Raw genomic sequence first — 23,090 nt, forward strand, 5'->3', positions numbered from 1 at the left:
GCGCCAGGTAGGAAGTGAATGAGGATCACTCCACTTGAAGAGGCGAGGTGCAAAGTTGGCAAAATGGGATATTGCTTCATGGGGTGATGCGGTGCCAGTAGTGTCGGGCCATCGCAGGGAAGATTGTTTTCTTGATCAAAGAGTGCGTCCACGAATGAAGGGGGCCCTTACCTTGCAAGGCCGGACGGGGCCGAGAGGTGACGGTCCGGAGTGATTCCCTCCGCCTTCGGTGGGCCTCTTGGTTCCCTGGCGTTGGACTTTGGCGAGATCGATCCCGCACCCTGTCCGGTGTGTTCGCTTTTGGGTACTGGATCATGGTTTGACTAGGGCAAGAAAAGTAAGAAGTTAATAATCGTCATTCCAGTTCGCCCCCCACTGGCAACTACATTTCGTGATCGTCTCCGCGGCCGCGCCGCACACCATCGATCACGGGAACCCCATGGCCACCACACGCCGGAGTCAGCGGGCGCAGCGCACACGCTCCACCCTCACAAGGCTCTTCGCCCTACTGACCGTGTTCACCATGGGCTCGGCCGTGCTGCCGGACATGGCGTTCGCGGCACACCACTTCAAGGGCCAGATCTGGTCGCCGCCGCAGACACCACTCCCGCATACCAAGGGTGTACCCGGCACGTACGCCTCCAACGTCAAGGGCCACCTGGCTCCGCTGTCCCGGCACTCCTTCCAGCCGCCGAAGGTCGACCTGCCCAACGCGGGCCAGAGCACCTCGGCGCTCACCCAGGGCCCTGTCGCACAGCTGGCGAAGAGCCAGGTCGTGTCCGGCCCCGCTGCACGCGTGGGCACCTCGCCTCTCTGGGTCGCCTCAGCCGCTAACGGTGCTGCTGCGCCGCACGGGGTGCAGGTGCGTTTCGCAGACCCCGCCGCGGCGCGCAAGGGCGGCATCAAGTCCGGAGTGCTGTTCGGGATCTCCCGCAACGACACCTCTGCGGCCAGCGGCAAGGTCGCCGTCCAGCTCGACCCGAACCTCCTGGCCGGCGAGGGCGGCGCCGACCTGGCCTCGCGCCTGCGACTGGTGGAGCTCCCCGCCTGCGCACTGACCGCTCCGCAACTGGCCGCGTGCCAGCAGCAGACCCCCGTCAACGCGGTCCGCGACCCCCACAGTGGCCGCATCGTCGCCGACCTGACGCTCCCGGCCACCCAAGTGCCCCCCGCCGGCCAGCAGGCCAAGGCCACCGCCCACCACGCTTCCGCTACAGGCAGCGCGGCGACGGCCGTCCAAGCGACCGCATTCTCCGCGCAGACCGCGCAGACCGTGGCGAGTCCGATGACGGTGATGGCGGCAGTCTCCGGACAGTCCGGTTCGACCGGAAACTTCGCCGCGACCTCCCTCAAGCCCTCTGATCAGTGGACGGCAGGCAGCGGCGCCGGCGACTTCGACTACAGCTACCCCATCACGGTCCCGGCGGCCCTCGGCGGCGCCGCCCCCAGCGTCGCGCTCACCTACTCCTCGGCCAGCGTGGACGGCGAGAACGCCTCCACCAACTCCCAGCCCTCATGGATCGGTGACGGCTGGGCCGGCACCGCACAGTTCATCGAGCGCTCCTACCAGCCCTGCTCCCAGGACGGCATCACCGGATCCGGCGACACCTGCTGGGCCAACGGCGGCCACGAAGTCACCGCCGCGGGCACGGCCTCCGGCCAGCTCGTCTACGACGACACCAGCGGCAAGTGGCACCTGTCGTCCGACAACGGCGCCACCATCACCCACCTGACCGGCCTGAGCAACGGCTCCTACAACGGAGAAGGCTGGGAGATCGCCCTCCAGGACGGCACCCGCATGTACTACGGCGCGGGCAAGCTGCCCACCGCCGAAGGCGGAACCGGCTCGGACAAGGCCACCAACTCGGTTTCCACCGAACCGGTGTACTGCCCCAAGAGCACCGACCCCTGCTACTCCTCCACCACCGGAACCAGCTCCTACACCGCCACCATGGGCTACCGCTGGTTCCTCGACTTCGTCATCGACCCCCACGGCAACACCACGCAGTACAGCTACACCCAGGAGACGAACTACTACGCCCGCTCCAGCGCCCACACGCTGACCGCTTTCGACCGCAGCGCGTACCTGAACACCATCTCCTACGGCTGGCGCGCCGCCGACATCGCCAGCGAAGGCGCCACCCCCGCTCCCGCCGCGAAGGTCGTCTTCACCACGGCCACACGCTGCATCCCGGGTAGCGTCGTCGGCACCCACACCGTCACCACCGCCGACTGCGCCTCCCTGACCTCCACGACAGCCCCCTACTGGCCCGACGTCCCGCAGGACCAGGTCTGTGCCTCCAGCGGCAGCTGCTCCAACTACTCGATGTCGTTCTTCACCGAGGAGCGGCTCACCCAGATCCAGACCCAGGTCAACACCGGCACCACCACGGCCACCAGCTACAAGCCGGTCGACACTTACGCCCTGACCCAGTCGATGCCCGACCCGGGCGACGGTACCTCGCCGGCGCTCCGCATGGATTCGGTGGTACACACCGGCAACGACGGAACCGCCATCGCCACGCCGGCCGTGAGCTTCGTCTACGCCGCCATGTCCAGCCGCGTGCCCGGCGCAGCATCCTGGCCCGCGTTCAACCGCTTCCGCATCACCGCGATCGACACCGAGACCGGTGAAGCGATCAACGTGACCTACACCAACCCGGACTGCAGCCAGTCCAGCACCAGCCCGGACCTGCCGTCACCCTCCAACGACACCCGCCGGTGCTACCAGGAGTACTGGACCCCACCCAGCTCCACACTGACGGCCGACTGGTTCGAGAAGTACTTGGTCACCGAGGTTCGGGAGATCGACGAGGTCGGCGGCGCCCCCACCCGCTACACCGACTACACCTACAACGGCACCCCGATCTGGCACCGCAACGACTCCGCCCAGACCGCCAACGCCCAGCGCACCTGGGACCAGTTCCGCGGCTACGCCTCGGTGACCAAGCAGACGGGGCACGCCCCTGACCCCATCACCGCGGAGACCACCTACTACCTGCGCGGCATGGCCGGTGACTCCACCTCCGCTACCAGCATGACTCCGCGCACCTGGCCCGCCGTCACCGACTCCCTCGGTGACCAGATCACTGACAGCAACCAGTACGACGGCTTCGCCTACGAGACTCAGACTTACGACAAGGCCGGCGGCAAGGTCATCCGCGACTCCATCAGCCTGCCGTCCTCGCAGCTGACCGCCACCCACGCCGAAGGCAGCCCCGCCGGTACTCCTTCGGAGACCGCCTACTTCGTCCAGACTTTCCAGACCATCGGCCGCAGCCTGCTCGCCGACGGCACCACCTGGCGCACCACGAAGATCTTCTCCCAGTACTCGGCCACCACCGGGCTGCTTACCCAGAAGGACGACCAGGGCGACACCTCACAGCTGGGTACTACCGGCTCGCAGGAGACCTGCACGACGTACAGCTACGCCACCCCGCCCTCCAGTGGCGTGAACGCCGGCATGGTCGCCCTGCCCGCCGAGACCACCACTGTCGCCCTCACCACCGGCACCGGGGTCGGCACCGGCAGCTGCCCGGCCAAGACCGCCGCCACCACGCTCACCGACACCCGCGCCTTCTATGACGGCAACACCACTGCGGGCGTCATCCCTGCAGGCGGCGTCGGCAACGTCACCGAATCCGACATTATGGGCCCCTGGTCCGGCAGCACCGAGAGCTTCACGGCCCAGACCACCGCGCCGTCCGGTGCCACCGGCCACGACGCCTACGGCCGGCTCCTCTCCTCCACCAACGTCCGAGGCGACACCACCACCACCAGCTACAGCCCGGCCACCGAAGTTCTCCCGACCACCACCGTCGCCACCAACGTCACGGCCGGGAACTGGCAGACCACCACCACCCTCGACCAGATCCGCCAACTGCCCACCAAGGTCGTCGACCCCAACGGCAACTCCACCAGCAAGGCCTACGACGCCCTGGGCCGCCTCACCTCGGTCTGGGCACCCGGCCGCGCCACCACCGCCACCGCATCCACTGTCTACGTCTACTCCAGCGGCGGGCAGACCGCAGTCTCGTGGACCGAGCAGAAGACCCTGCGCGAAGACGCCACCTACGCCGCCGACTACCAGATCTACAACGGCTTCGGCGACCTCCGGCAGGACCAGAACCTGTCCCAGGACGGCGCCAACTCCAACGGAACACTGGTCAGCGACACCTTCTACGACTCGCACGGCTGGAAAGTGAAGGCCACCAGCCAGCCGTACTACATCACCAACGCGCCCACATCCACGGTCTACCAAGCCGCGGACGCCAACATTCCCGGCCAGACCGTGACCGGCTACGACGGCACCGGCCGCCCCCTCACCTCCGCCTTCTATTCCTACGGCCAGCCGCAGTGGACCACCACCACCGCATACCCGGGCGCCGACCGCACCGACACCTCCCCACCCACAGGCGGAACCGCCGCCACCACCCTGGTCGACGCCGAAGGCCGCACCACCGCCCTGTGGCGCTACCACTCTAACACCGCCACCGGCAACCCCGCTGACGCCACCATCACCAACTACACCTACACCCGCACCACCACCGCGAGCGGCGGCGCAGCCACCCAGAACACTGTCACCGACGCGGGCCAGCACAACCACTCCCAGATCACCGACGCCTGGGGCCACCCCGTCTCCACCAGCGACCCGGACGCCGGAAGCAGCAGCTCCACCTACAACACCGCCGGTGACCTGCTCACCTCGACAGACGCCAACAACACCACCCTCACCTACACCTACGACGCCCTCGGCCGGAAGAAGACCCTCTCCCAGGGCGCAACCGAACTCGACTCCTGGACGTACGACACCGCGACCGGCGGCAAGGGCCAGCTCGCCAGCCAGACCTCCTACAGCGGCAGCAACCAGTTCACCCAGACCATCGCCGGCTACACCAACCGAGGCGCCTCCACCGGCGTCACCACCACCATCCCGAGCAGCGAAGGCACCCTCGCCGGCACTTACAGCATCAGCTATGCCTACACACCAGTCACCGGCCTGCTCGACCACACCACCTACGGCGCCGACGGCGGCCTGCCCGCCGAGACGGTCTACAACTCGTACACCGAGGCCGGGACCCTCGCCAACGCCGGCGGCAACGCCGACTACCTGAGCCAGATCATCTCCAACCCACTCGGCCAGGTCACCCGCTACACCCTCGGCGACACGCCCAACCAGGTCGTCCAGACCAACTTCTACGACACTGCCACCGGCCGAACCACTGAGACCACCCTGGACAAGGAGAACGGCACCGGGCACGTCGACGACATCACCACCCTCTGGAACCCGGCCGGCAAGATCACCGCCCAGCAGGACATCCAGGACTCAGGCGCCGCCACCGACCTGCAGTGCTACGCCTACAACGGCCAGGGACAGCTCGCCACCGCCTGGACCGACACCAAGGGCACCACCAGCGCCGCATCCCCCTCCGTCCCCAATATCGGCAACTGCAACAGCGCCGCACCGAGCGCCACCACCAACGGCGGCCCCGCCCCCTACTGGCAGACCTACACCTACGACAGCAACGGCAACCGCCAGACGCTGACCACCCACGACACCACGGGCGCCGTCACCAGCACCCAGACCACCACCCCCAACACCACCGCCCAGCCTGACACCGCCCAGAGCACCACCACCACCGACAACAGCGGTGCCACCCTCTCCCTTTCCGCCTACACCTACTTCACCAACGGCGCCACCAAGAACGACACCGTCACCAACGGCGGCGGCACCGTCACCAGCAACCAGACCTTCACCTACACACCCGACAACCGCACCCACACCGTCACCGACAGCACCACCGGCAACACCGCCGCCTACACCTACGACGCAGGCGGCAATCTCCTCGAGCAGAAGAACACCGTCTCCGGCACCACAACCACCCTGCTCTACCTCCCCGGGGAACAGCTCACCCTCACCGGCAGCAACCCCGTCACCGGCCTGCGTTACTACGCAACTGGCGGTGGCCCCACCGTCATCCGAAGCAGCACCGGCACCCTCACCTACGAGGCCGACAACAACCTCGGAACCGGCGACCTCACCCTCGACTCCGCCCTCGGCGCCAACGCCGAAACCCGCCGCATGGTCACCCCCTACGGCACCCCACGCGGCGTCATCCCCGGCACCTGGATCGACAGCCGCGGCTACCTCGGCCAGCCCACCGACCCATCAACCGGCTACGACATCCTCGGCGCGCGCCTGTACGACGCCACCACCGGCCGCTTCCTGCAAGCAGACCCAGTCCTCGAAGCCACTGACTCCAACCAGCTCGGCGGTTACACCTACTCCGCCGACGACCCCGTCAACGGCAGCGACCCCAACGGGCTGATGTTCGAAGACCCCGACACCGGAGCCACCGGAGGCACCGCCGCCACTGTCGACTCGCAGATCCAAAGCGTCGTCACCAACGAGCGCAACTGGACCAAGCAGGTCAACGCCGCAGCCTCCCACGGCAACCACTGGGATCCCAACACCGACACCTTCGGCCACTGGGACTTCAATGGCTGTGACAAGGGCGGATGCCACCGCAAGTGGGACACCCGACCCGTCGGAAGCACCCCCGACATGTCGGCCTGTACCGGCAAGTGCGCAGAAATCCTCCAGAGGGAACTCTCAGGGGACGACCCGGCTTCCAGCGCCTTCCAGTGTTCTGGTTCGGCGTATGCAAACGGGCTGGCGGTCGGATGCGAAGGCTCCAGCGGAGCGACGTGGGGCAACTACGTCGTCGTCCAGGCCGGCGGGTGCATTGCGGTCCTCTGTGCCTCGGTCTCGATCCAAGATTGGTACCTCACGTTTTCGGGTGGATTGACCCTTCCATGGAAGAATCCCGAGGCCGCCGCCCAAAGCGGCCTGACGGAGAGGGAATTCGCTAAGAGCCTTTTCGGCGTGGGCGGCGGTGCCTCCATCGGATTTAACACGAGGCTGCCTTCCGATCAGAATGCCGGTGCGGTCGGAGGCTGCTACGGCGACGGCGTCATGGGCTGTGTCCAGGGCGCATGGCCTGGGGACGGCGGCAACTGGGGTGCCAGCGTCGGAACTGGAGCAGGTTTGTACGGATATAATTCGTATAGCGCGAAGAGTTTCTACATCCCATCCCTGCTCCGCTGAAACCACTCGGATCAACCCCGATCCTTCGTGGCGGTCCGCCCGTCTGACCGGCGGACCGCCACGCCCGCCCAGGGGATTCATTGACGGGCCACGTAGCCCCTCGGGGGTGTTGGTCGGCTGCCAGCTGGGCGGAGTCGGAGAACGGGCAGCAGACGCACCCCTTCGAACGGCTCCACTCCCGTATGCAGTAGTATCGCGGAGATCGGCGACAGTACGGGAATCTATGGTCCGAAGGTCATTTGAAAGTTGGTGACAGATTGCTCAGCGTCGGAGCGGGCGTCATATATGGAAATCAGATAGCACTCAAAGACTGCCTGATTCCAGGACTCGGTCTCGCTGTCGTTCTCCTTGCAAATATCTCCTACTTCTATCGGCGTAGGAATTATGGCGCCGACGGGATTCCCGAAAATGGGGTCCTGACATACGTCCTTCCGATTGTCTTGCTAATCTTTTTGGCGGGCTTTGCTCTCGTGCTGAGAAATGCTCTATTGAATACCAGCTGAGCCCCGCCCCAGGGGGTCGCTGATTAATGACTTCCGCTCATGGCTGGCGTGTTGGGCCGTAGGATTCGTTTGTGGCGGAGAGGATTGAGGCGGTGCTCGCGGAGAAGTTCACGAGGTTGCTGCCGCATCTGGATGAGCCTCGCCGCCGCCTGCCGCAGCCCCGATCTCTGTAACGGCGGCGACGCTGTACGGGCTTGCCGGGATCGTGGTCAGCTTGACGGTGCACCTGCCGCTGCCGCTGCCGCTGCCGCAGCGCTGTGCGCATCTGCGCGGCGACGGCTTCGGCATCGCGCCGATGCGCCCGCTGTGGGCCGTCGCTGCGGTCGTCGCGTGTGTGGCCAGCGGCCCTGCTGCGCCTGTGGTGGACAGCCAGCCGAGTTTGTTCGCGGGCCGAGCGGCTGCGCGCGCACACCAGCCGGCCCGTGCGTACGCCCTGCGTAACTTGCCGCGCACGGTGATGCGCAGCGACGACGAGAGCATTGAGCTGCCGGTGTACCTGGAGCAGCCTGCCGCCTTCCACGGCCAACCCGCTCACGGTGTTACTGACCTTCGAGGGGTGATGTCGTCAGGGTGAGGCCGGTGCCGGCGAGGCATCCGTCGATGATGTCGGGCCGGTACTGGACCTGGCGGAGGCCCCTTCGGAGGGCTCGCATCAGGTGGGCGGGATCGGTGAAGTCGGTGTTGGTCTGGCAGCGGCGCCGGAGCAGTGACCAGATTCCCTCGACGGGGTTGAGCTGCGGCGTGTATGCGGGCAGATAGTGGACGGTGATCCAGTCGTGGGCGTCGATGAACGCGCGAAGGCGACGGTCGCGATGGACGTTGAGATTGTCCCAAACGAGGACGATCGGCTTGCCGAGCTGCTGGTGGGCGTCGACCAGCAGGTCGCGGTAGTCGGTCCAGGCGAAGCTTCGGCGGCCGCCGGACTTGTGGTCCGGGTGGACCGTAGGCCGCCAGATGAGCCGGGGGCGTTCGCCGGTTTTGTAGCAGGCCAGTGCCGCGATGGAGATCCGGCGCTGGGAGCGTCCGCGGACGCGGACGACGGGAGTCATGCCGCGGGGCGACCAGGTGCGGGCGGTGGGCGGCGTCATCGAGAAGCCGGCCTCGTCCTCGAAGACGAGGTAGGCGCCGAGCGCCGCCGCGGTGCTTCCACGGACGGCCAGGTCTCCTTCGCCCAGCCGGCCACCGCCTGCTCGTCCCGCTCACGCGCCACTTTCGCGGGGACCTGATGGCTCCAGCCGTGACGCGCAGCATCAGCGACACCCCCGACACCGTGAGCGACTTGTGGAACCGCCGCCCGATCAGCGTCTTGATCCGGGCCAGGGTCCACGTCTGGTCCGGCCAGCCGTGGGCGACCGCGCCCTTGGCCAGCTCGACCTCCGGGCGGCGGCAACAGTCGCGGTCCGCCCGCCATCGAACCACAGGCGATCGCCCACGCTTCCGGTCCAGCCGACCGACCAGCGCCATCGTTCCTGCGGCCGGGCCTGACTCCACAACGGCCGGCCCTCGTAGTCCTCGGGTTCGATCCGGGCCCATAGGCGGCGTGTCCCGGATGGACAACTGCGCGATCTGCGCGACCAGGTCGACGACATCCCACACGAGCGCCAGTGCCACCGCGCCGCAGGAGATCCGTCCAGTCCGTGAGGGGAGCGAGCAGCAGCTCGTCGACCTGGGCCTCGAGCCGCTCCTCCTTCAGTCGCCGCTCCAGGTCTGCGTTTGTCATCGACCGGACGCGGAACTCGCGGCCCTGGACAGCCTCTTCTACGAACTCCAGCGTGGCTTTGTAGGTGAGTAGTGAGAGCGCGTGTTGCTCAGCGGCGAGAGCACCTGGTCGCTCGTGAGAGTGATGTCGCCGAGATTTGAGAGCGGGTTGGTGCTTGCTTCGGGACTCTGGTTGTGCTGCGCGCGACGAGGGGGCCGGTGGTGCCGAAGTCGAAGGTCGAGCTGTATGCGGCAATCCGCCGCGATGCCAGGACCGGCATGTCCAGCCGGGCCCTGCAGCGCAAGTACGGGGTCGGGTTCCTGACGGTCCAGAAGGCCCTGACGTCGGCCTGGCCCGAGCCGCGCAAGCCGCTTCCACCGCGCCCGACCCGGCTGGACGCCTTCAAGCCGCTGATCGACGACATGCTGCGGGCCGACCTGGAGGCACCGCGCAAGCAGCAGCACACCGTGAAGCGCATCTTCGAGCGGCTCCTGGACGAACACGGCGCCCTCGACGTCTCCTACCCGATGGTCCGCGAATACGTGGCGAAACGACGCCCGGAGATCCGCGTCCAGGCGGGCCGGGCGGTGGAGGCCTTCGTCCCGCAGACCCACCTGCCCGGGGCGGAGGCCGAGGTCGACTTCGGCGACGTGACCGTGCGGCTCGGCGGCGAGTTGGTGGTCTGCTACCTGTTCGCGTTCCGCCTGTCCTACTCCGGGAAGGCGGTCCACCGGATCTTCGCCTCTTCCGGCCAGGAGGCCTTCTTCGAGGGCCACGTCCACGCTCTCAACGCGCTGGGAGGTTATGTGGGTGACGCCTCTTCCCCGATCTCGTGTTCCGGGCCAGGATGGTCGCTCCCGTCGAGGAGCACATATGGCCTGGCAGCCGGAGTTGATTCGACGCGTCGATGCTGCGGGCAACCCCACGGCCTCGCTCGGCCATGCCCTCGTCGACGACTACCTGGAGTTCGTCGCGGCACGCTGCCGACCGAACACCCTGCTGGCCACCGCCTACGACCTGAAGGTCTTCTTCTCCACGGTGCCGAAGGAACCGGTCGACGTCGTCACCGCCGACGTCTTCGCGTTCATCACCGCGCAGAAGGCGCCACGACGCGGGCCGAGGGTCGTCCGGCTCGAAGACGGAGAGGCCGGACTCTCGGCCAGAACCATCAAGCGCCGACTGGCCAGCATCTCCGGCCTGTTCGGCTACCTCGCCACCCGCGACGACCTCGCCATCGACCGCAACCCGGTGCCGACGGGGCTGGCCAGCCGCCGACGGGGCGGAAATCGCGGTGCCCCTCTGCTACGCACTCCGCGCACCCTTCCGCGCGTTCTTGGCCCGGGTGAGGTCGAGGCGGTGCTGGATGCACTCAACACCTCGCGAGACCGGGCGATGGTCCTGGCCATGCTGCTGGGCGGCCTGCGCCGCTGCGAGGTGCTCGGTTTGCGGTTCGGCGACCTCTCGCCGGGTGAACGTCGCGTCTTCGTCAGCGAAGGCAAGGGCGGTCATCAGCGGCTGATACCGATCTCCGGACAGTTCTTCACCACGGTCGGCGACTACCTGGACCGTGAGCGTCCGCCGGTTGACCATGACCGGCTGTTCGTGGTGCTCCGCGGCCCGACCCGCGGTCGACCGCTGTCGGCGGCCGGCCTGGACGAGATCCTCGAGGGCGTCCAGAGACGGGCGGGACTTCCGAGGCTGACCTGCCACCAGCTGCGCCACACGTGCCTGACCCGGCTCCGAGAGGCGGGCATGGCACTGGAAGCAGTGCAGGCCCAGGCCGGACACCGCTCTATCGAGTCGACGAGGATCTACATCCACCTGGCGAATACTTGGCTCGCCGAGCAGTATCTGCAGGCCAGCGCCGCGATCGACGCAGACAGGTCGGGAATCTGATGCGCCGGCCCAGAGCCGCGGCTCTGCCGATCGTGCGACCGGACCTGGTCGAGTCCTACCTCGCCCACCGAGCCGCCCAGGGAATGAACACCGACCACAAGGTCCGCTGGGGCGCCCGCGTCCTGCTCGCCGAAGTCCCGGATCTGTCCGACTTCCCTCGTCTGCCGCTGGAACGCCAGCTCGCCTTCAACCACGAGACGCACCGCTTCATCAGCTGGCTCTCAGTGACAGGACGCATGCAGCCGGGCGCCGACTACTTGGTGGCCCGGCGTCCGCGGCTGGGCATCGTGCTCGCTCGCACGGACCCGGAACTGCACCTGCGCTTCATGGAGACCGCGCGCTCGCTGAGGTTTCGCAACACGGTGGCCATGACCCAGTTCAATCTGCTCGCCCACTTCGTGGCGCTCTTCGGCCGAAGGCCGCACGAGCTGCAGCAGGCCGACTGGGACGAGGGGCGGCGCCTGCTGCTCGAAGCGGCCCACCGCATCCCTACTCGCGGGGTGCGGGCCTTGTCAACGGCCCTGTTCACGCTCGAAGCAACGCTGTTTCACTGCAGCCTGTCCGACCAGCTTCCACGTCGACGCTGCCCGGACCGGGCCGACATCCGCGCCCAGGAGTGGGCCCGCGTCCCGCCCGCGATGGCACAGACCATGCAGCACTACCTGCAGCACGTCGACGGCACCCTCCGGCCGGGCACCGTGAAGAACGCCGAACTGACCCTGCGCGAGTTCGCCCTGCTCGTCGCGGGCGAGGACACATCCGTGACCTGCGTCGCCGATCTGAGACGGCGGCATGTCGAGCGCTACCGGCAGTGGCTGCTGGAACGGCCGGCCGCCCGCGGCGGACCACTGCACCGACACACCGTCCGCGATCGGCTGAGTAAACTTCGCGGGTTCCTGCGCCGTCTGGACGAGTGGGACATCGACGACCGGCCGCCCCGCCAACTGGTCTTCGACAGCGACCTGCCCATCGCGGACCACCCGCTCCCGCGCTTCCTCGACGATGCGGCGGCCGCGAAACTCCTGGCCGCCGCCCGCCAGGATTCCGACCCGTTCGCCCGGCTGGCCATCGAGATACTCGCCCGCACCGGCATGCGCCGCAGTGAGATGCTCGGCCTGACCATCGACGCGGTCGTCCAGATCGGCTCCGCCTACTGGCTGCGCGTCCCGGTCGGCAAGATGCACACCGACCGCTACGTCCCCCTGCACCCGCAGCTGAAGACGCTGCTGGACGACTGGCTGCTGCACCGGCCGGAGGGCCTGCGGTCGAACCTGCTGTTCACCGATCACGGCCGCCCGGTCAGCGCCTCCCGAATCGAGCAAGCCGTCCGCCAAGCCGCCGAACGGGCCGGCCTGGGCCGGGTCACCCCGCACCAGCTTCGGCACACACTGGCCACCCAGGCGATCAACCGGGGGATGTCCCTGGAGGCGATCGCCGCCTTGCTCGGTCACCGGTCGCTGTCCATGACGCGCGTCTACGCTCGGATCGCCGACCGGACGGTGGCGGACGAGTACTTTGCGGTTTCGGAGAAGGTCGAGGCGCTCTACGACGCCCCTCGTCGGCTGCCAGCCGAGGCGGAGGGCTCGGAGATGGCCAAGCTCCGCCGGGAGATGCACCGCCGGATGCTCGGCAACGGCTACTGCGCGCGGCCTGTCGAGATGGACTGCCACTTCGAGTCGATCTGCGAGTCCTGCACGTTCTTCGTCACCACCATCGAGTTCCGCCCCACGCTCGAACGTCAACGCGACGACGCGGCCGCGAAGGGGCAGGTCGCCCGCGAGCAGATCTTCGACGGCCTGATCAGCCGACTGGACGAAGAAGCGTCCTGACGCCCCATTGCCGAGGGCTCATCTCGCTTGGCTTGCTGCCTGGGGCACGAGTTGGACCACGCCCACAGAGGTGTCCTCGAAAGGTGACGCATGGACGGCGCGGACCAGCCAGCTGCCGGGCGGCAGGACGACGGGGGCCTGAGCTGGCGTGCCTCCGCCGTTCGGGTACTCGATGCCGAGCTCGGCGCCGGCAGTCACGGAGTCCATGAGAACCGCGGGGCCGTCCGTGTTCCATACGCCGCACTCATCCCACTCGGTGGTGGAGTCGGCAAGCACAGCCTGGGCGGCGGCGATCAGGTCTGCCTCGCTGTCGGCACCCAGCCAGCGAACGAAGGCCTGATGTTCCGCCAGATAGAAGCTGCTGGCAGGTTCGTCCCCCAAGACGAGTCCCTCGGCGCCGTCCTCGCCGACGGCGATCACACCAGCCAGATCATCCACCTCGCAGGCGCGGTCGTAGTCGTCCAGGAGGTCACCACTGCCGACGACCATCCCTGACCCGGTGCAACCATGCCACTTGGCCAACGCGGAAACCGGCACCACGATCAGTGGACCGCCCATCGACTCGACCCAGGACGGGGAAGACTCGGGTGAGTCGGCTGCGGCGGAGGGGAACGTCGTCACGACGCCAGTATCCACGGAGCCGCTGACAGTGACAGGCCTCCCAGCTCAGTCACCACGCCGCCGGCGCATTGCGATCTTCACATTTGATCGGCCACGCGACGATTCGCGCGAGCAGCCCGGGGCCGCCACACGCCCCCGGTCACATCTTGTGCACCTCGACCGAGAAGCCGCGGGCAAGGACGCCGTTGAGGTGTTCCGCGTGGGCGCCGAGCCACTGCTCGGTGGGGATGCCGGGGGCGCTGATCCCCAGGAGCACGTAGTCGTCGGAGTCGGCGGTGCTCTGGCCGCAGATGCAGCACAAGAGGCGTTCGGACATCATGTCGGCAGGGCTGGCAACGTTAGGCACGAGCGGCAGGGTAACGAGCGAAGGCCAATCGGGGTCGGGCTTATCGCCCCTCGCAGTGACACCTATCGACCGGTCCCACTCTTGACACCGAGACCCGCATATTAGAGGAGTGCCGACCGGCAAGGTCCGCTACGACAACCTTAGGGCCGCGGTCGCCCAGGTCCTCGGGTTCTCCCGGCAGCGCGTGGAGGCCGACCGCTGGGTCGCGTTCCGCTCGCACTACGGCCTGAACGCCCTCTACTGCCAGCCCGGCATCCGCGGCGCCCACGAGAAGGGCGGCGTCGAGGGCCAGATCGGGTACTTCCGCCGCAACCACCTCGTCCCCGTCCCCGACGTCGCCACCATCGCCGAGCTCAACGAGATGATCGACCACTGGGACCAGGCCGACGAGGCCCGCCGGATCCGCTCCCGGCCGCGGACCATCGGTGAGTACTTCGCCGCCGAGCAACCGCTGCTCGCGCCGCTGCCGGACGACCCGTTCGAGACCGGCCGACTGTTCACCCCGCGGGTCGACCGCTACAGCCAGATCTGCGTCCGCACCAACCGCTACTCGGTCCCGGTCCGCCTCATCGGCCGCACCGTCCGCGCGATCCTGCACGCCTCCGAGCTGGTCGTCTACGACGGCCGCGAGGAAGTCGCCCGCCACGAGCGGCTGATCGCGAAGTCCGGCACCCGCCTGGAACTGGACCACTACCTCGAAGCCCTCATCCGCAAGCCGGGCGCCCTCCCCGGCGCCACCGCCCTCGATCAGGCCCGCGCCGCGGGGAAGTTCACGCCGCTCCACGACGCCTGGTGGGCCGCGGCCGTGAAGGCCCACGGCGAGCGCGACGGCACCCGCGCGCTGATCGAGGTCCTGCTACTGAGCCGCCACCTTCCCCACGAGCACCTCGTTGCCGGCCTCGCCACCGCCCTGCGGACCGGCGCCCTCACTGCCGACGCGGTTGCCCTGGAGGCCCGCAAAGCCGCTGAAGCCGACACCGTCGCGCACGCGGAACCCGATTCGGTCGACGGCGACCGCCCGGCGGTCACCTCGTTGACCGCGCGCCGCCTGACCCAGCTCCCGCCCGACCGGCGACCGCTTCCTTCGGTGGCCGCCTACGACGAGCTTCTCCGCCTCCGACGCCCCCGCACCACCCCGTGAAGGAGACCGCCGTGACCATCCCCCGCCAGCGCGGACTGACCGAGCAGGCCGCCACCACCGCGGTCGACCAGGCCTGCCGCATGCTCCGCTTGCCCACCATCCGGGCCCAGTTCCCCGAACTCGCCGACACCGCCGGCCGCGAGCAGATGTCCTACCTCGGCTTTCTCGCCGAACTTCTCCTGGCCGAGTGCGACGACCGCGCCCGCCGACGCTCCGAACGCCGCATCAAGGCCGCCGGCTTCCCCCGCGACAAGTCGCTGCGGAAGTTCGACTTCGACGCCAACCCCAACATCGACCCCGCTATGATCCACACCCTCGCCAAGTGCGAATGGATCAAGAAGGGCCTGCCGCTCTGCCTCATCGGAGACTCCGGCACCGGCAAGTCCCACCTGTTGATCGCGCTCGGCACCGAAGCCGCGATGGCCGGCTACCGGGTCAAGTACGTGCTCGCGACCAAACTCGTCAACGAACTGGTCGAGGCCGCCGACGAGAAGGTCCTCACCAAGACCATCGCCCGCTACGGCCGCGTCGATCTCCTCTGCATCGACGAACTCGGCTACATGGAACTCGACCGCCGCGGCGCCGAACTCCTCTTCCAGGTTTTGACGGAAAGGGAGGAAAAGAACAGCGTGGCGATCGCCTCGAACGAGTCGTTCGGCGGCTGGACCAAGACCTTCACCGACCCCCGGCTCTGCGCGGCCATCGTCGACCGCCTCACCTTCGGCGGCAACATCATCGAGACCGGCACCGACTCCTACCGCCTCGCCACCACCCGAGCCCGGCAGGAGCAGACATCAAGCTGACGTCCCTGCGTCTCCGGACGGGTCGCTTGAGAGTGCCTCTCTCGTCAGGCGGACCATGCACTCCAACGCGACCGCGGGGTCCTGGCTCTCCAACACCACGTGGTCCTCTCCCCACGGATGCGCCATCACGATAAAACCGCAGGTCGTCGATGCAGCCACCGCCGGGAATGGCTCTGCTCCGTAATCGCGGAAATCGCCCGTCGTTGACACATGCAGTTCGTTCATGCTCGTCCACGGAAACAGCCTGCGCAGCTGAGGCTCCGCGGCAGCCAGCTCCAACAAGTCCCACAATGCAGGACTCACCACGTCCCCAGGGGCATGCGGCGGACGCCAACTATCAAGAAGCCCCTGCCATTCCCTGTCGCGCTCACCGTCGCCACCCGAGATCGTCATGCGCCGACCATCAAGCCGTTCCCATCCCCTGTCAACACCGAGCGGTCGCCGCCCGAGACAGCCGCCTCCAGTGGATCAAGGTCACCCGAAGGCCATCCTCCTGGAGCACTGAAGGCACTTGCCTGGCACCACCGACACGCGTGAGTGCTCTCGGTTCTCGTCGACATTCGACCTGCGGTCGATGACCAACCGCTGCCAGCACTCGCCGACAAATGCTCTTCATCTCCACCTACACAGCCACCAGCGCCATGCTCAACATGTCGCGTGCGACCGACAGCGAGATTTCCACCTCCAGCAGTTGCTCCGGAGTCAGCTGCTCCAGCAGTGCCTGCAGATGCGCGGCCACTGCGAGCGTTGGTTCGCTCAGCTCGGGCAAGGTGACGTTCTCGTACACCGGCCAGCCCCATACGTGGCCCAGTTGCCACAACTCTGTGAGCTCCGCGACCTGGCCCATCGACGCCAGCTGTTCCGCGAACTCTGCTGCGGACTCCCTGATGGTGGCAGGCCCTCGAGCCGAGCACTGCGCTGCGATCGAGGGCGGTCGGTGAGCAGGCGGAGCCGGTCAGCCTCTATCCGGGACGGCAGTTTGCGCACGCTCTTCGGTGGTCTGCGGTCGCCGATCTCCCAGGGCCGCAGCAGCGCACCGCAGGCCCGCAGGGCCCCAGCCGGCGCAGCAGCTCGTCCTGTTCGTCCGGAGTCAGCGCGGGGGCGGGGGCCGTCGCGGCATCCAAGAACACCGACTCGTACGCGGGTGTCCTGTGACAGCGGACCTTGATGAGGACGGCCGAAAACGACCAGGGATGCTGCTCGCCCCAGCTCGTTCATCGCTCAACGAAGTGGTGAAGGCGGGGAGCGTCCAGCGACGTGTTGGGGCCCGGCGACCGTCAGGTCGCCGGGCCCGGAGAGTCGGTGAGGGCCAACTGCGGGGAGTCGGATCGCGAATCTGAGTGAACGTACTCAGGACAGGGTCTGTGCCTGCGCGGATACTGCCCAGACGGCGGCGGCTCTTCATCATCGCGATGCTCATACTGCTCTTCGTCGCCGGCACGATGGGCTGGGGGTTCTGAGATGCGCCGACCGTCACAACACAACGTGACCGGGTTGGTCATGGTTGGGGTGTCCGCGGTGGTGCTCGCGGCAATGGTCTATGGGCTGATCTTCGGGTTGGGCCAGGGGTTGCGGGGTGTTCCGTGGTGATGCGACCTTGGATCAGGGCCCGGCGACCGAAGGTTGCCGGGCCCTGGTGATCGGTGAGGGTCAGCCGGGCTCGGCCGCGTAGTAGGTGCGGAGGACGGGGTTGATCTCGGGGATCACGTCGCTGATGGTGATGTTGTCGATCCAGCGGTGCGGGATCCGGCCGTCGTGGCAGATGGCGTCCGGCTGGCTGGTGTTGACCGCGAAGACGAACGTGCGGGTGCCCGAGTCGGCGTCGGTGACGCCGAGGAACGCGGTGATCTCGGCGTCCGAGTAGCCGAAACCCTGGGTCAGGATGCGGTGCAGGCCGTCGACGACGGTCTCCCCGGGCCAGATCGGGCCAGTGGGCAGCTGCCAGCCTCGCGGAGCGTCCAGGTCTGTGGGTTCGCCCTGGACCAGCAGGAACCTGCCGTGCTGCTCGATCAGCGCGGCGGCGGCGAGGTCGGTGATGTGGTCGCTGTGGCTGCGGACGACCAGGTCCTCGACCCGGTGGAGCATGGGCAGGTCGGTCATGGGGTCCGCCGCAGCGGGACGACGTCGGTGCGGTGGTGGGGCATGGTGGGCCGGGCGGCTTCGGGGGTGGCCAACAGCGCGACGATCGTGATGGGTTGCTGGCAGTGGGGGCAGTTCCGGGTCGCGGTCGGCTCCAGCGGGTCGCGGACTTGGGCGGGCTGACGTTGGGGCGAACGGACCGATGGCGGTGGGGGAAGCTCGATCCGGGCTGGCAGCGCGGGCGGTGGCTCCTGCCCGAGGCGGCGGGCCCGTTCCTCGTCCAGAGCCCGGTCGCGGCGGTGTTCGGCCTCGCGTCGGCAGACGGCCGAGCAGTAGATCTTCCGGACCGTCTTGTTGGCGTGGAACGGCTGCTCGCAGACGCGGCAGTCCCGGATCTCGGTGTTCGCCTCGCGGGAGGCGGTGCGGCACTCGGGCGAGCAGTAGATGCGCTTCGGGCTGAGGGTGGTGGTGAAGTCCTGTCGGCACTGCGGGCAGGTCCGCTGGGTGGGCAGATGCGATCGGCCCCTCTCCCGGCAGGTCGGTGAGCAGTATTTGCGGCGGCTGGTCACGGAGTCGACCGTGAAGTCGGCGTGACACTCTGGGCAGGTGCGGTCCAACTCGGCTGCGGTTCCGGTAGGTTCAAGAGACACGGGCGTTCACTCCCTGGCGAAGCGTCTCGGCGTGGTTCTGGTGGTGGCGGAGCCGGTAGGAAGGGCCGTCGATGCCGACCACGGTGGCTCGGTGCAGTAGCCGGTCCAGCATCGCCGCGGCGACGGTCGCGTCCCCGAACGCCGAGGCCCAGTCGGCAATCCCGACGTTGGTGCTCAAGATCGTGGACGACTTCAGATACCTCTGGTTGATCACCTGGAACAGCGCGGACGCGCCGTCCTCGGGCAACGGGAGGTAGCCCAGTTCATCGATGATCAAAAGCCTGGGACCTGCGAAGAAGTTCATGCAGGTCTTCCATCTGCCTTCGAGCGCGGCCTTGTGGCACCTGGCCGCGAGTTCGGCGGCGGTGGTGAAGTAGACCCGGTGGCCGGCGTCGACCGCCGCCCGGCCGAGCGCGACCGATAGCATCGTCTTGCCGACCCCGGGCGGGCCGACGAACAACGCGTTCGAAGCGTCGTCGAGGAAGCGGAGGGTGGCCAGGTCCCGGATCAGCTTCTCGTCGACGCCAGGCTGGGCGGAGAAGTCGAAATCCGACAAGGTCCAGGGCTCCGGCAGGCAGGCGAACCGCTCGCGGGCCGCCAGGCGGCGGGCCTCGGTCGCCTCAACCTCGATCTCCAGCAGCCGCTCCAGCGCCGCCGTCAGCGACAGGTTCTCGCCCCGGGCCTGGTCCAGCACCCGCGGCAGGGCCTCGAACGCGTCGTTGAGCTTCAGATAGGACAGGTGGGCCCGCAACTGCGCATAGCGACGCGTCACTCATATGGACTGGTGACGTGCTCACTCGCCGGGTTCCTCCTCGGGCGTCGGTGCGGTCCGCAGCCGGTCGGCCACGGCGGCATAGGTGTCGAGGTTGATCACGACCCGCTCGGCCGCGCTGGCCGCTGAGCCGCCCCGCCCACGGAGCCGCTCGGCCTCCGCGAGCGCCGCGGGCGACAGTGGGCGGCGGGTCTTGGTCTTGCACGGAGCCCGGTCGCTGACCTGCGCGAGGACCGTCCGCTCCAGCGCGATCACGTGTCCTGGGCTGCGGACCATCCGCCCGGCCCCGCGCGGAGCGAGATGGTGCCGGGCAACGACGACCTTGCCCGCGGTGACGATCTGCAGCACGTCTTCGCCGAGCCGGCGCCGGACGGTGACGTGCATCCCGCTCATCCCGGGCGGGACGGAGTAGAGGTTGCCCTCGAACGACACCAGGGCCTGCGGGCTGACCGTGCGGACGACCTCCAGCTGGGCCGGGAACGGCAGCGTCGGCAGCTCCAGCAGCGGCTCGCCGGCGGCGAGCTCGCCGACCGTCACCCTGACGTCGTCGACGCTTCGGCGGCGCTCGTCCAACCGCGTGGCGAGCTTGTCGATGCCGGACTGGGCCTGCTCGACGCTGATCTGGTCCGGGACCGTGCGCCACCAGCGTTGCGCCGCCGAGAGGTTGGCCTTCTCCACGACGCCCTTGCGGTTCCCGCGCCGCGGCGGGCAGATCGCCACCTGAACCCCGTAGAACTTCGCGACCCCGGCGAACACGGCCGTCACTTGGCCGCTGGTGGGATAGCAGACCGTGGCCATCCGGTCGAAGCGCCACTTCCTCGCGGTCCCGCCCAGCTTGCGCAGCACCGCGTCGAGGGCCTGGACCAGGTGCGCGAAGTCCTCCGACTCCGACAGCACCGCCCGCCACCGGCCCGAATGCGCCAGTGCCCCGACCAGCAGATGAGCGTGTCCGCCGACACCCCACTCGGCGGGCGGGTCAGGCAGCTCGACCCAGTCGAGCTGGATCTCCTCGCCGGGCGGGTGCGCGATCACCGCCCGGTCCCGGCCCTTCGACGCCTGGCACGGATCGCAATGCGGGCGGACCCGGTAGCGGCGAAGCGCCTCAGTGAACGAGGAGTACGCGCCCGGGTAGCCGAGCTCGGCTACCTCGTCGAACAGCGTGGACGCCCACAAGTGCGGGTCGTCGCAAAGCTGTTGGCGGCAATATTCCAGGAACGGCACGAACGCGTCCGGCGGCTGACGACGCTGGTGCGGGGCCCGCTCGCCACTCAGGTAGGCGCGAATGGTCTTGCGGTCACGGCCCAGATGCCGGGCGATCGCCGAGATCGTCCAGCCCTGTCGACGCAGCGCGTGCGCGTCGAGGTCTTCCTCCACCGTGAGCACCCAGCCCCTCCGACGAGGCCCAACCGTTGCTCACGCAGGCTTGCCGCAGCCCACCCCAGCCATCCCGACACGCCGGACGACACCACCCAAAGGGTGGGGAACCAACTCCAGCAGGTTTGCCCGACGCACCAGCACCACCTGGGGAGATTCAGACAGCGTCATCAACCCCCCTGGACCAGTTGCCAACGATCTTGGACCAGAGGCAGTTCGTGACAGCGAAGATGGATGACGCTCTTGATGGGCGCACCGCGTGGCGGGTCCGCTCGTCGGCAGGGCTGGCCCAGTACTGCTTGTGGGGTCGGCAGGGCCTACTTGTCGCTGTCAGTGCCGCCAAGTGCTGCGATCGTGGCATCTGCGGCGGCAAGGTGAGCGCGGAGCTTGGCGATCATGTCGAGGCACCACTCAAGGTCGGGCTCGGCGTGACGGATGAGTTCAAAGTCGGCGGGTCGGTGAGTCTCGATCCGACCCACGATCTTGCCGTGGCGGTGATCAACAGCGCAGACCATGGGGTGCGGCTGCCCGGTGACATGGCTGTTGTTCTCGATGTACCAGGGGCCCCGGTTGGCATTGTCGACACGGGCCTGGATCTCGGCGACTCGGCGGTCGAACAGTTCGGGGATGTCGGTCCAGTGCGCGTACGGGTCGTTGGGCAGGAACGGCTTGCCGTCCTGGCCCCTGCCCCAGGGTGCGCCGGCGTCCGGGGCACTCCAGGGTTCCTCAGGGAGCAGAGGCTGGCCCTTGTCGTCGCGTCCCCAGGGGGCGTTGGGGTCAGCGCCCCACGGCTGGGGCCGGGTACCCCAGCGGGTGCGGGGGATCTTGTGGTCTGTCATGGAGGGCTCCTGCGCGGCGTCCGACCAAGCAGGTCGGTCCCACTGCCAGCTTGAGATCAATGACGCCGAACAGGAGACCAAGCGGGAACGGGCCATCGCGGCAGCCCTCGCCGAGGGGACACGAGCCTGCAGAGTCTGCGGCGGCCGCTACAGGCCTGCGTGGCCAAACCACTGGTGCTCGCAGGCGTGCTTGGACGAGTACCTGAACCAGTGTCGCGACAGTAAGGAATGCCCGGGCTGCGGCACGTCAACCGTGAACCTCCCCCTCAGCGTGAGCAAGGTCCGTAAATGGTGCTCGATCACATGCCGCCGACGAGCCATACGCTGGCGAGCAGAGTTCCGCGAACGAGCACGTCACCCACCCCGGCAGCTGTCCTACCATGCGCGCGAGATCCTCAGCAGAAACCACTACCAGGGCGTTCGCGAATACCAGCCGAACTGATCCGGATCCGCTCAGACACATGACCAGTCACCCAGGTGAGACCACGCCACGAGCATGGACGACCCGGTCGGGCGGACTCTGATGCACGCCGCCGCGACGGCAGAGACCAACGCCGGTATCCGAGAAGACGTAGTAGTGCGAGTTGCGTGGGTCGCGCAGCCACTCGCGCCGCTCGACGGGACGGGCCTGGACTCGCTCGAACCAGTCGGCCGCCGCATGGGCCAGGTCCTCGGGTGATCCGGCGGCCTCGATCACTTCCACACGCGGTTGGTCGTCCGGGCGGGGTTCGTAACCCCCGCTGTCGACCTCGCCGGCCCAGATGGCCGTTCCGTCGAAGCAGACCCCGATCGTGAACAGGATGAGGGGCTCCAGCTCCGAGGTGACGTCCAGGACGGCGCGCCAGCGGGGACAGTGGTCCTCGGGCTCAACCAGCTGGGTGTCCTGCGGCCGGCAGGGCCACTCGCCAGTGCGTGAACGCAGGACGGCCAGAAATGCGCGCTGGGCGTCGCTGAGGTCGTCTTCCTCATCCTCTTCGAACCAGTCGAACTGAAGCACGCACGCACCCTACTCGGCACCGCCTCCAGGGGCTCCATGGTTTTGCAGCCCTGGATGAAGCCAACGGCCTGAGAGCGGCTGAACTACCAGCCCATATCCCGGGCGACCTCCTCCTGAGCTGCGGCGATCTCCTCGGCAGTCGACCCGGTGTCATCGACGTCCACAGCGAACTCCAGGCGCGACAGCAGGTCGGCCAGAGCCTGCTTCTGGGCAGGATGCGTGATCGGCACCGAGTCGAGGTCCGTGCTCATCAGCCAGTCGAACAACACGATGGCGTCCGCACGCCACAGACTCACCGTCACGGTCGGGAGATCGTCTTCCACGCGCCAATGCTGCCCCGGCCAGCGCACCTGTCTCAACCGAACCGCGCTCTCAGCGCTCAACCTGCAGGACTCGCCGCCCGCGCAGCGGCTGCTGTTGTCCCAACTTCGCT

General features: G+C 68.0%; 18 protein-coding genes and 1 pseudogene. 6 read left to right on the forward strand and 13 right to left on the reverse strand.

The genetic code is table 11. From position 1 onward, the window contains the following. Positions 1–439 precede the first annotated feature (439 nt). Together ABH931_RS13745 and ABH931_RS13750 are read left to right on the forward strand one after the other, a co-directional pair. Positions 440–7,108, forward strand: coding sequence for an RHS repeat domain-containing protein (locus ABH931_RS13745; protein WP_370112840.1), 6,669 nt, complete (start codon positions 440–442; stop codon positions 7,106–7,108). A 717-nt stretch (positions 7,109–7,825) separates the two neighbouring features. Next, positions 7,826–8,185 (forward strand): hypothetical protein, encoded by a 360-nt coding sequence (locus tag ABH931_RS13750; protein WP_370112842.1) that lies wholly within the window; start codon positions 7,826–7,828, stop codon positions 8,183–8,185. Here the strand turns inward: ABH931_RS13750 and ABH931_RS13755 are convergent. Beyond that, positions 8,151–8,699, reverse strand: coding sequence for a transposase (locus ABH931_RS13755; protein ID WP_370112844.1), 549 nt, complete (start codon positions 8,697–8,699; stop codon positions 8,151–8,153). The genes ABH931_RS13750 and ABH931_RS13755 overlap by 35 nt on opposite strands. Beyond that, positions 8,696–9,200 (reverse strand): annotated as a pseudogene (locus ABH931_RS13760) (winged helix-turn-helix domain-containing protein). Before ABH931_RS13760 ends, ABH931_RS13755 begins: the two are co-directional and overlap by 4 nt. 983 nt (positions 9,201–10,183) lie before the next feature. Here ABH931_RS13760 and ABH931_RS13765 point away from each other — a divergent pair. After that, the gene (locus ABH931_RS13765) at positions 10,184–11,206 is read left to right on the forward strand and encodes a tyrosine-type recombinase/integrase (protein ID WP_370112845.1); all 1,023 of its coding nucleotides are present in this window, start codon (positions 10,184–10,186) and stop codon (positions 11,204–11,206) included. Further along, positions 11,206–13,035, forward strand: coding sequence for a tyrosine-type recombinase/integrase (locus tag ABH931_RS13770; RefSeq protein WP_370112847.1), 1,830 nt, complete (start codon positions 11,206–11,208; stop codon positions 13,033–13,035). The genes ABH931_RS13765 and ABH931_RS13770 overlap by 1 nt, the downstream gene beginning before the upstream one ends. A gap of 18 nt (positions 13,036–13,053) precedes the next feature. Here the strand turns inward: ABH931_RS13770 and ABH931_RS13775 are convergent, their stop codons facing one another. Both ABH931_RS13775 and ABH931_RS13780 read right to left on the reverse strand, forming a co-directional pair. After that, entirely contained in the window at positions 13,054–13,656 is a 603-nt protein-coding gene (locus ABH931_RS13775; protein WP_370112849.1) for an Imm21 family immunity protein, read from the reverse strand. Between the two features lie 139 nt (positions 13,657–13,795). Next, complete coding sequence (locus tag ABH931_RS13780) at positions 13,796–14,002, reverse strand: hypothetical protein (RefSeq protein WP_370112851.1); 207 nt, start codon at positions 14,000–14,002, stop codon at positions 13,796–13,798. A 109-nt stretch (positions 14,003–14,111) separates the two neighbouring features. Here ABH931_RS13780 and ABH931_RS13785 point away from each other — a divergent pair, with 109 nt between their 5' ends. Together ABH931_RS13785 and istB (ABH931_RS13790) are read left to right on the forward strand one after the other, a co-directional pair. After that, complete coding sequence (locus ABH931_RS13785; protein WP_370112853.1) at positions 14,112–15,143, forward strand: hypothetical protein; 1,032 nt, start codon at positions 14,112–14,114, stop codon at positions 15,141–15,143. Between the two features lie 11 nt (positions 15,144–15,154). After that, positions 15,155–15,946 carry an IS21-like element helper ATPase IstB gene (gene istB / locus ABH931_RS13790; RefSeq protein WP_370112855.1) on the forward strand — a complete coding sequence of 264 codons (792 nt, stop codon included), beginning with the start codon at positions 15,155–15,157 and terminating at the stop codon, positions 15,944–15,946. On the opposite strand, the gene ABH931_RS13795 is transcribed toward istB (ABH931_RS13790), so the two are convergent. The 9 genes from ABH931_RS13795 to ABH931_RS13835 form a co-directional block, all read right to left on the reverse strand. Continuing rightward, positions 15,938–16,339: a DUF6193 family natural product biosynthesis protein gene (locus tag ABH931_RS13795; protein ID WP_370112856.1), complete on the reverse strand. Its 402-nt coding sequence runs from the start codon at positions 16,337–16,339 to the stop codon at positions 15,938–15,940. The genes istB (ABH931_RS13790) and ABH931_RS13795 overlap by 9 nt on opposite strands. Positions 16,340–16,568: 229 nt before the next feature. Beyond that, positions 16,569–16,733, reverse strand: coding sequence for a hypothetical protein (locus ABH931_RS13800; RefSeq protein ID WP_370112858.1), 165 nt, complete (start codon positions 16,731–16,733; stop codon positions 16,569–16,571). Positions 16,734–17,596: 863 nt separating this feature from the next. Next, entirely contained in the window at positions 17,597–18,046 is a 450-nt protein-coding gene (locus ABH931_RS13805) for an NUDIX hydrolase (RefSeq protein WP_370112860.1), read from the reverse strand. Beyond that, complete coding sequence (locus ABH931_RS13810; protein WP_370112862.1) at positions 18,043–18,594, reverse strand: hypothetical protein; 552 nt, start codon at positions 18,592–18,594, stop codon at positions 18,043–18,045. Before ABH931_RS13810 ends, ABH931_RS13805 begins: the two co-directional genes overlap by 4 nt. 70 nt (positions 18,595–18,664) lie before the next feature. Beyond that, positions 18,665–19,426 (reverse strand): IS21-like element helper ATPase IstB, encoded by a 762-nt coding sequence (gene istB / locus ABH931_RS13815; RefSeq protein WP_370112864.1) that lies wholly within the window; start codon positions 19,424–19,426, stop codon positions 18,665–18,667. Between the two features lie 42 nt (positions 19,427–19,468). After that, positions 19,469–20,821, reverse strand: a complete 1,353-nt coding sequence (locus ABH931_RS13820; RefSeq protein ID WP_370112866.1) for an IS21 family transposase — start codon at positions 20,819–20,821, stop codon at positions 19,469–19,471. 317 nt (positions 20,822–21,138) lie between these two features. Further along, positions 21,139–21,660 carry a hypothetical protein gene (locus tag ABH931_RS13825; protein ID WP_370112868.1) on the reverse strand — a complete coding sequence of 174 codons (522 nt, stop codon included), beginning with the start codon at positions 21,658–21,660 and terminating at the stop codon, positions 21,139–21,141. Positions 21,661–22,129: 469 nt separating this feature from the next. Then, positions 22,130–22,657, reverse strand: a complete 528-nt coding sequence (locus ABH931_RS13830) for a hypothetical protein (protein WP_370112869.1) — start codon at positions 22,655–22,657, stop codon at positions 22,130–22,132. Between the two features lie 83 nt (positions 22,658–22,740). Continuing rightward, positions 22,741–22,980, reverse strand: coding sequence for a hypothetical protein (locus ABH931_RS13835; protein ID WP_370112871.1), 240 nt, complete (start codon positions 22,978–22,980; stop codon positions 22,741–22,743). Positions 22,981–23,090: the final 110 nt, after the last annotated feature.

The sequence above is a fragment of the Streptacidiphilus sp. MAP12-33 genome, assembly GCF_041261265.1.
GTDB lineage: Bacteria > Actinomycetota > Actinomycetes > Streptomycetales > Streptomycetaceae > Streptacidiphilus.

Bases quoted from the DNA above. Each gene is read 5' to 3' on its own strand.
- ABH931_RS13795 (WP_370112856.1), bottom strand. From the start codon at position 16,339: ATGACGATCTCGGGTGGCGACGGTGAGCGCGACAGGGAATGGCAGGGG.
- ABH931_RS13755 (WP_370112844.1), bottom strand. From the start codon at position 8,699: ATGACGCCGCCCACCGCCCGCACCTGGTCGCCCCGCGGCATGACTCCC.
- ABH931_RS13825 (WP_370112868.1), bottom strand. From the start codon at position 21,660: ATGACAGACCACAAGATCCCCCGCACCCGCTGGGGTACCCGGCCCCAG.
- ABH931_RS13805 (WP_370112860.1), bottom strand. From the start codon at position 18,046: ATGACCGACCTGCCCATGCTCCACCGGGTCGAGGACCTGGTCGTCCGC.
- ABH931_RS13765 (WP_370112845.1), top strand. From the start codon at position 10,184: ATGGCCTGGCAGCCGGAGTTGATTCGACGCGTCGATGCTGCGGGCAAC.
- ABH931_RS13770 (WP_370112847.1), top strand. From the start codon at position 11,206: ATGCGCCGGCCCAGAGCCGCGGCTCTGCCGATCGTGCGACCGGACCTG.
- ABH931_RS13745 (WP_370112840.1), top strand. From the start codon at position 440: ATGGCCACCACACGCCGGAGTCAGCGGGCGCAGCGCACACGCTCCACC.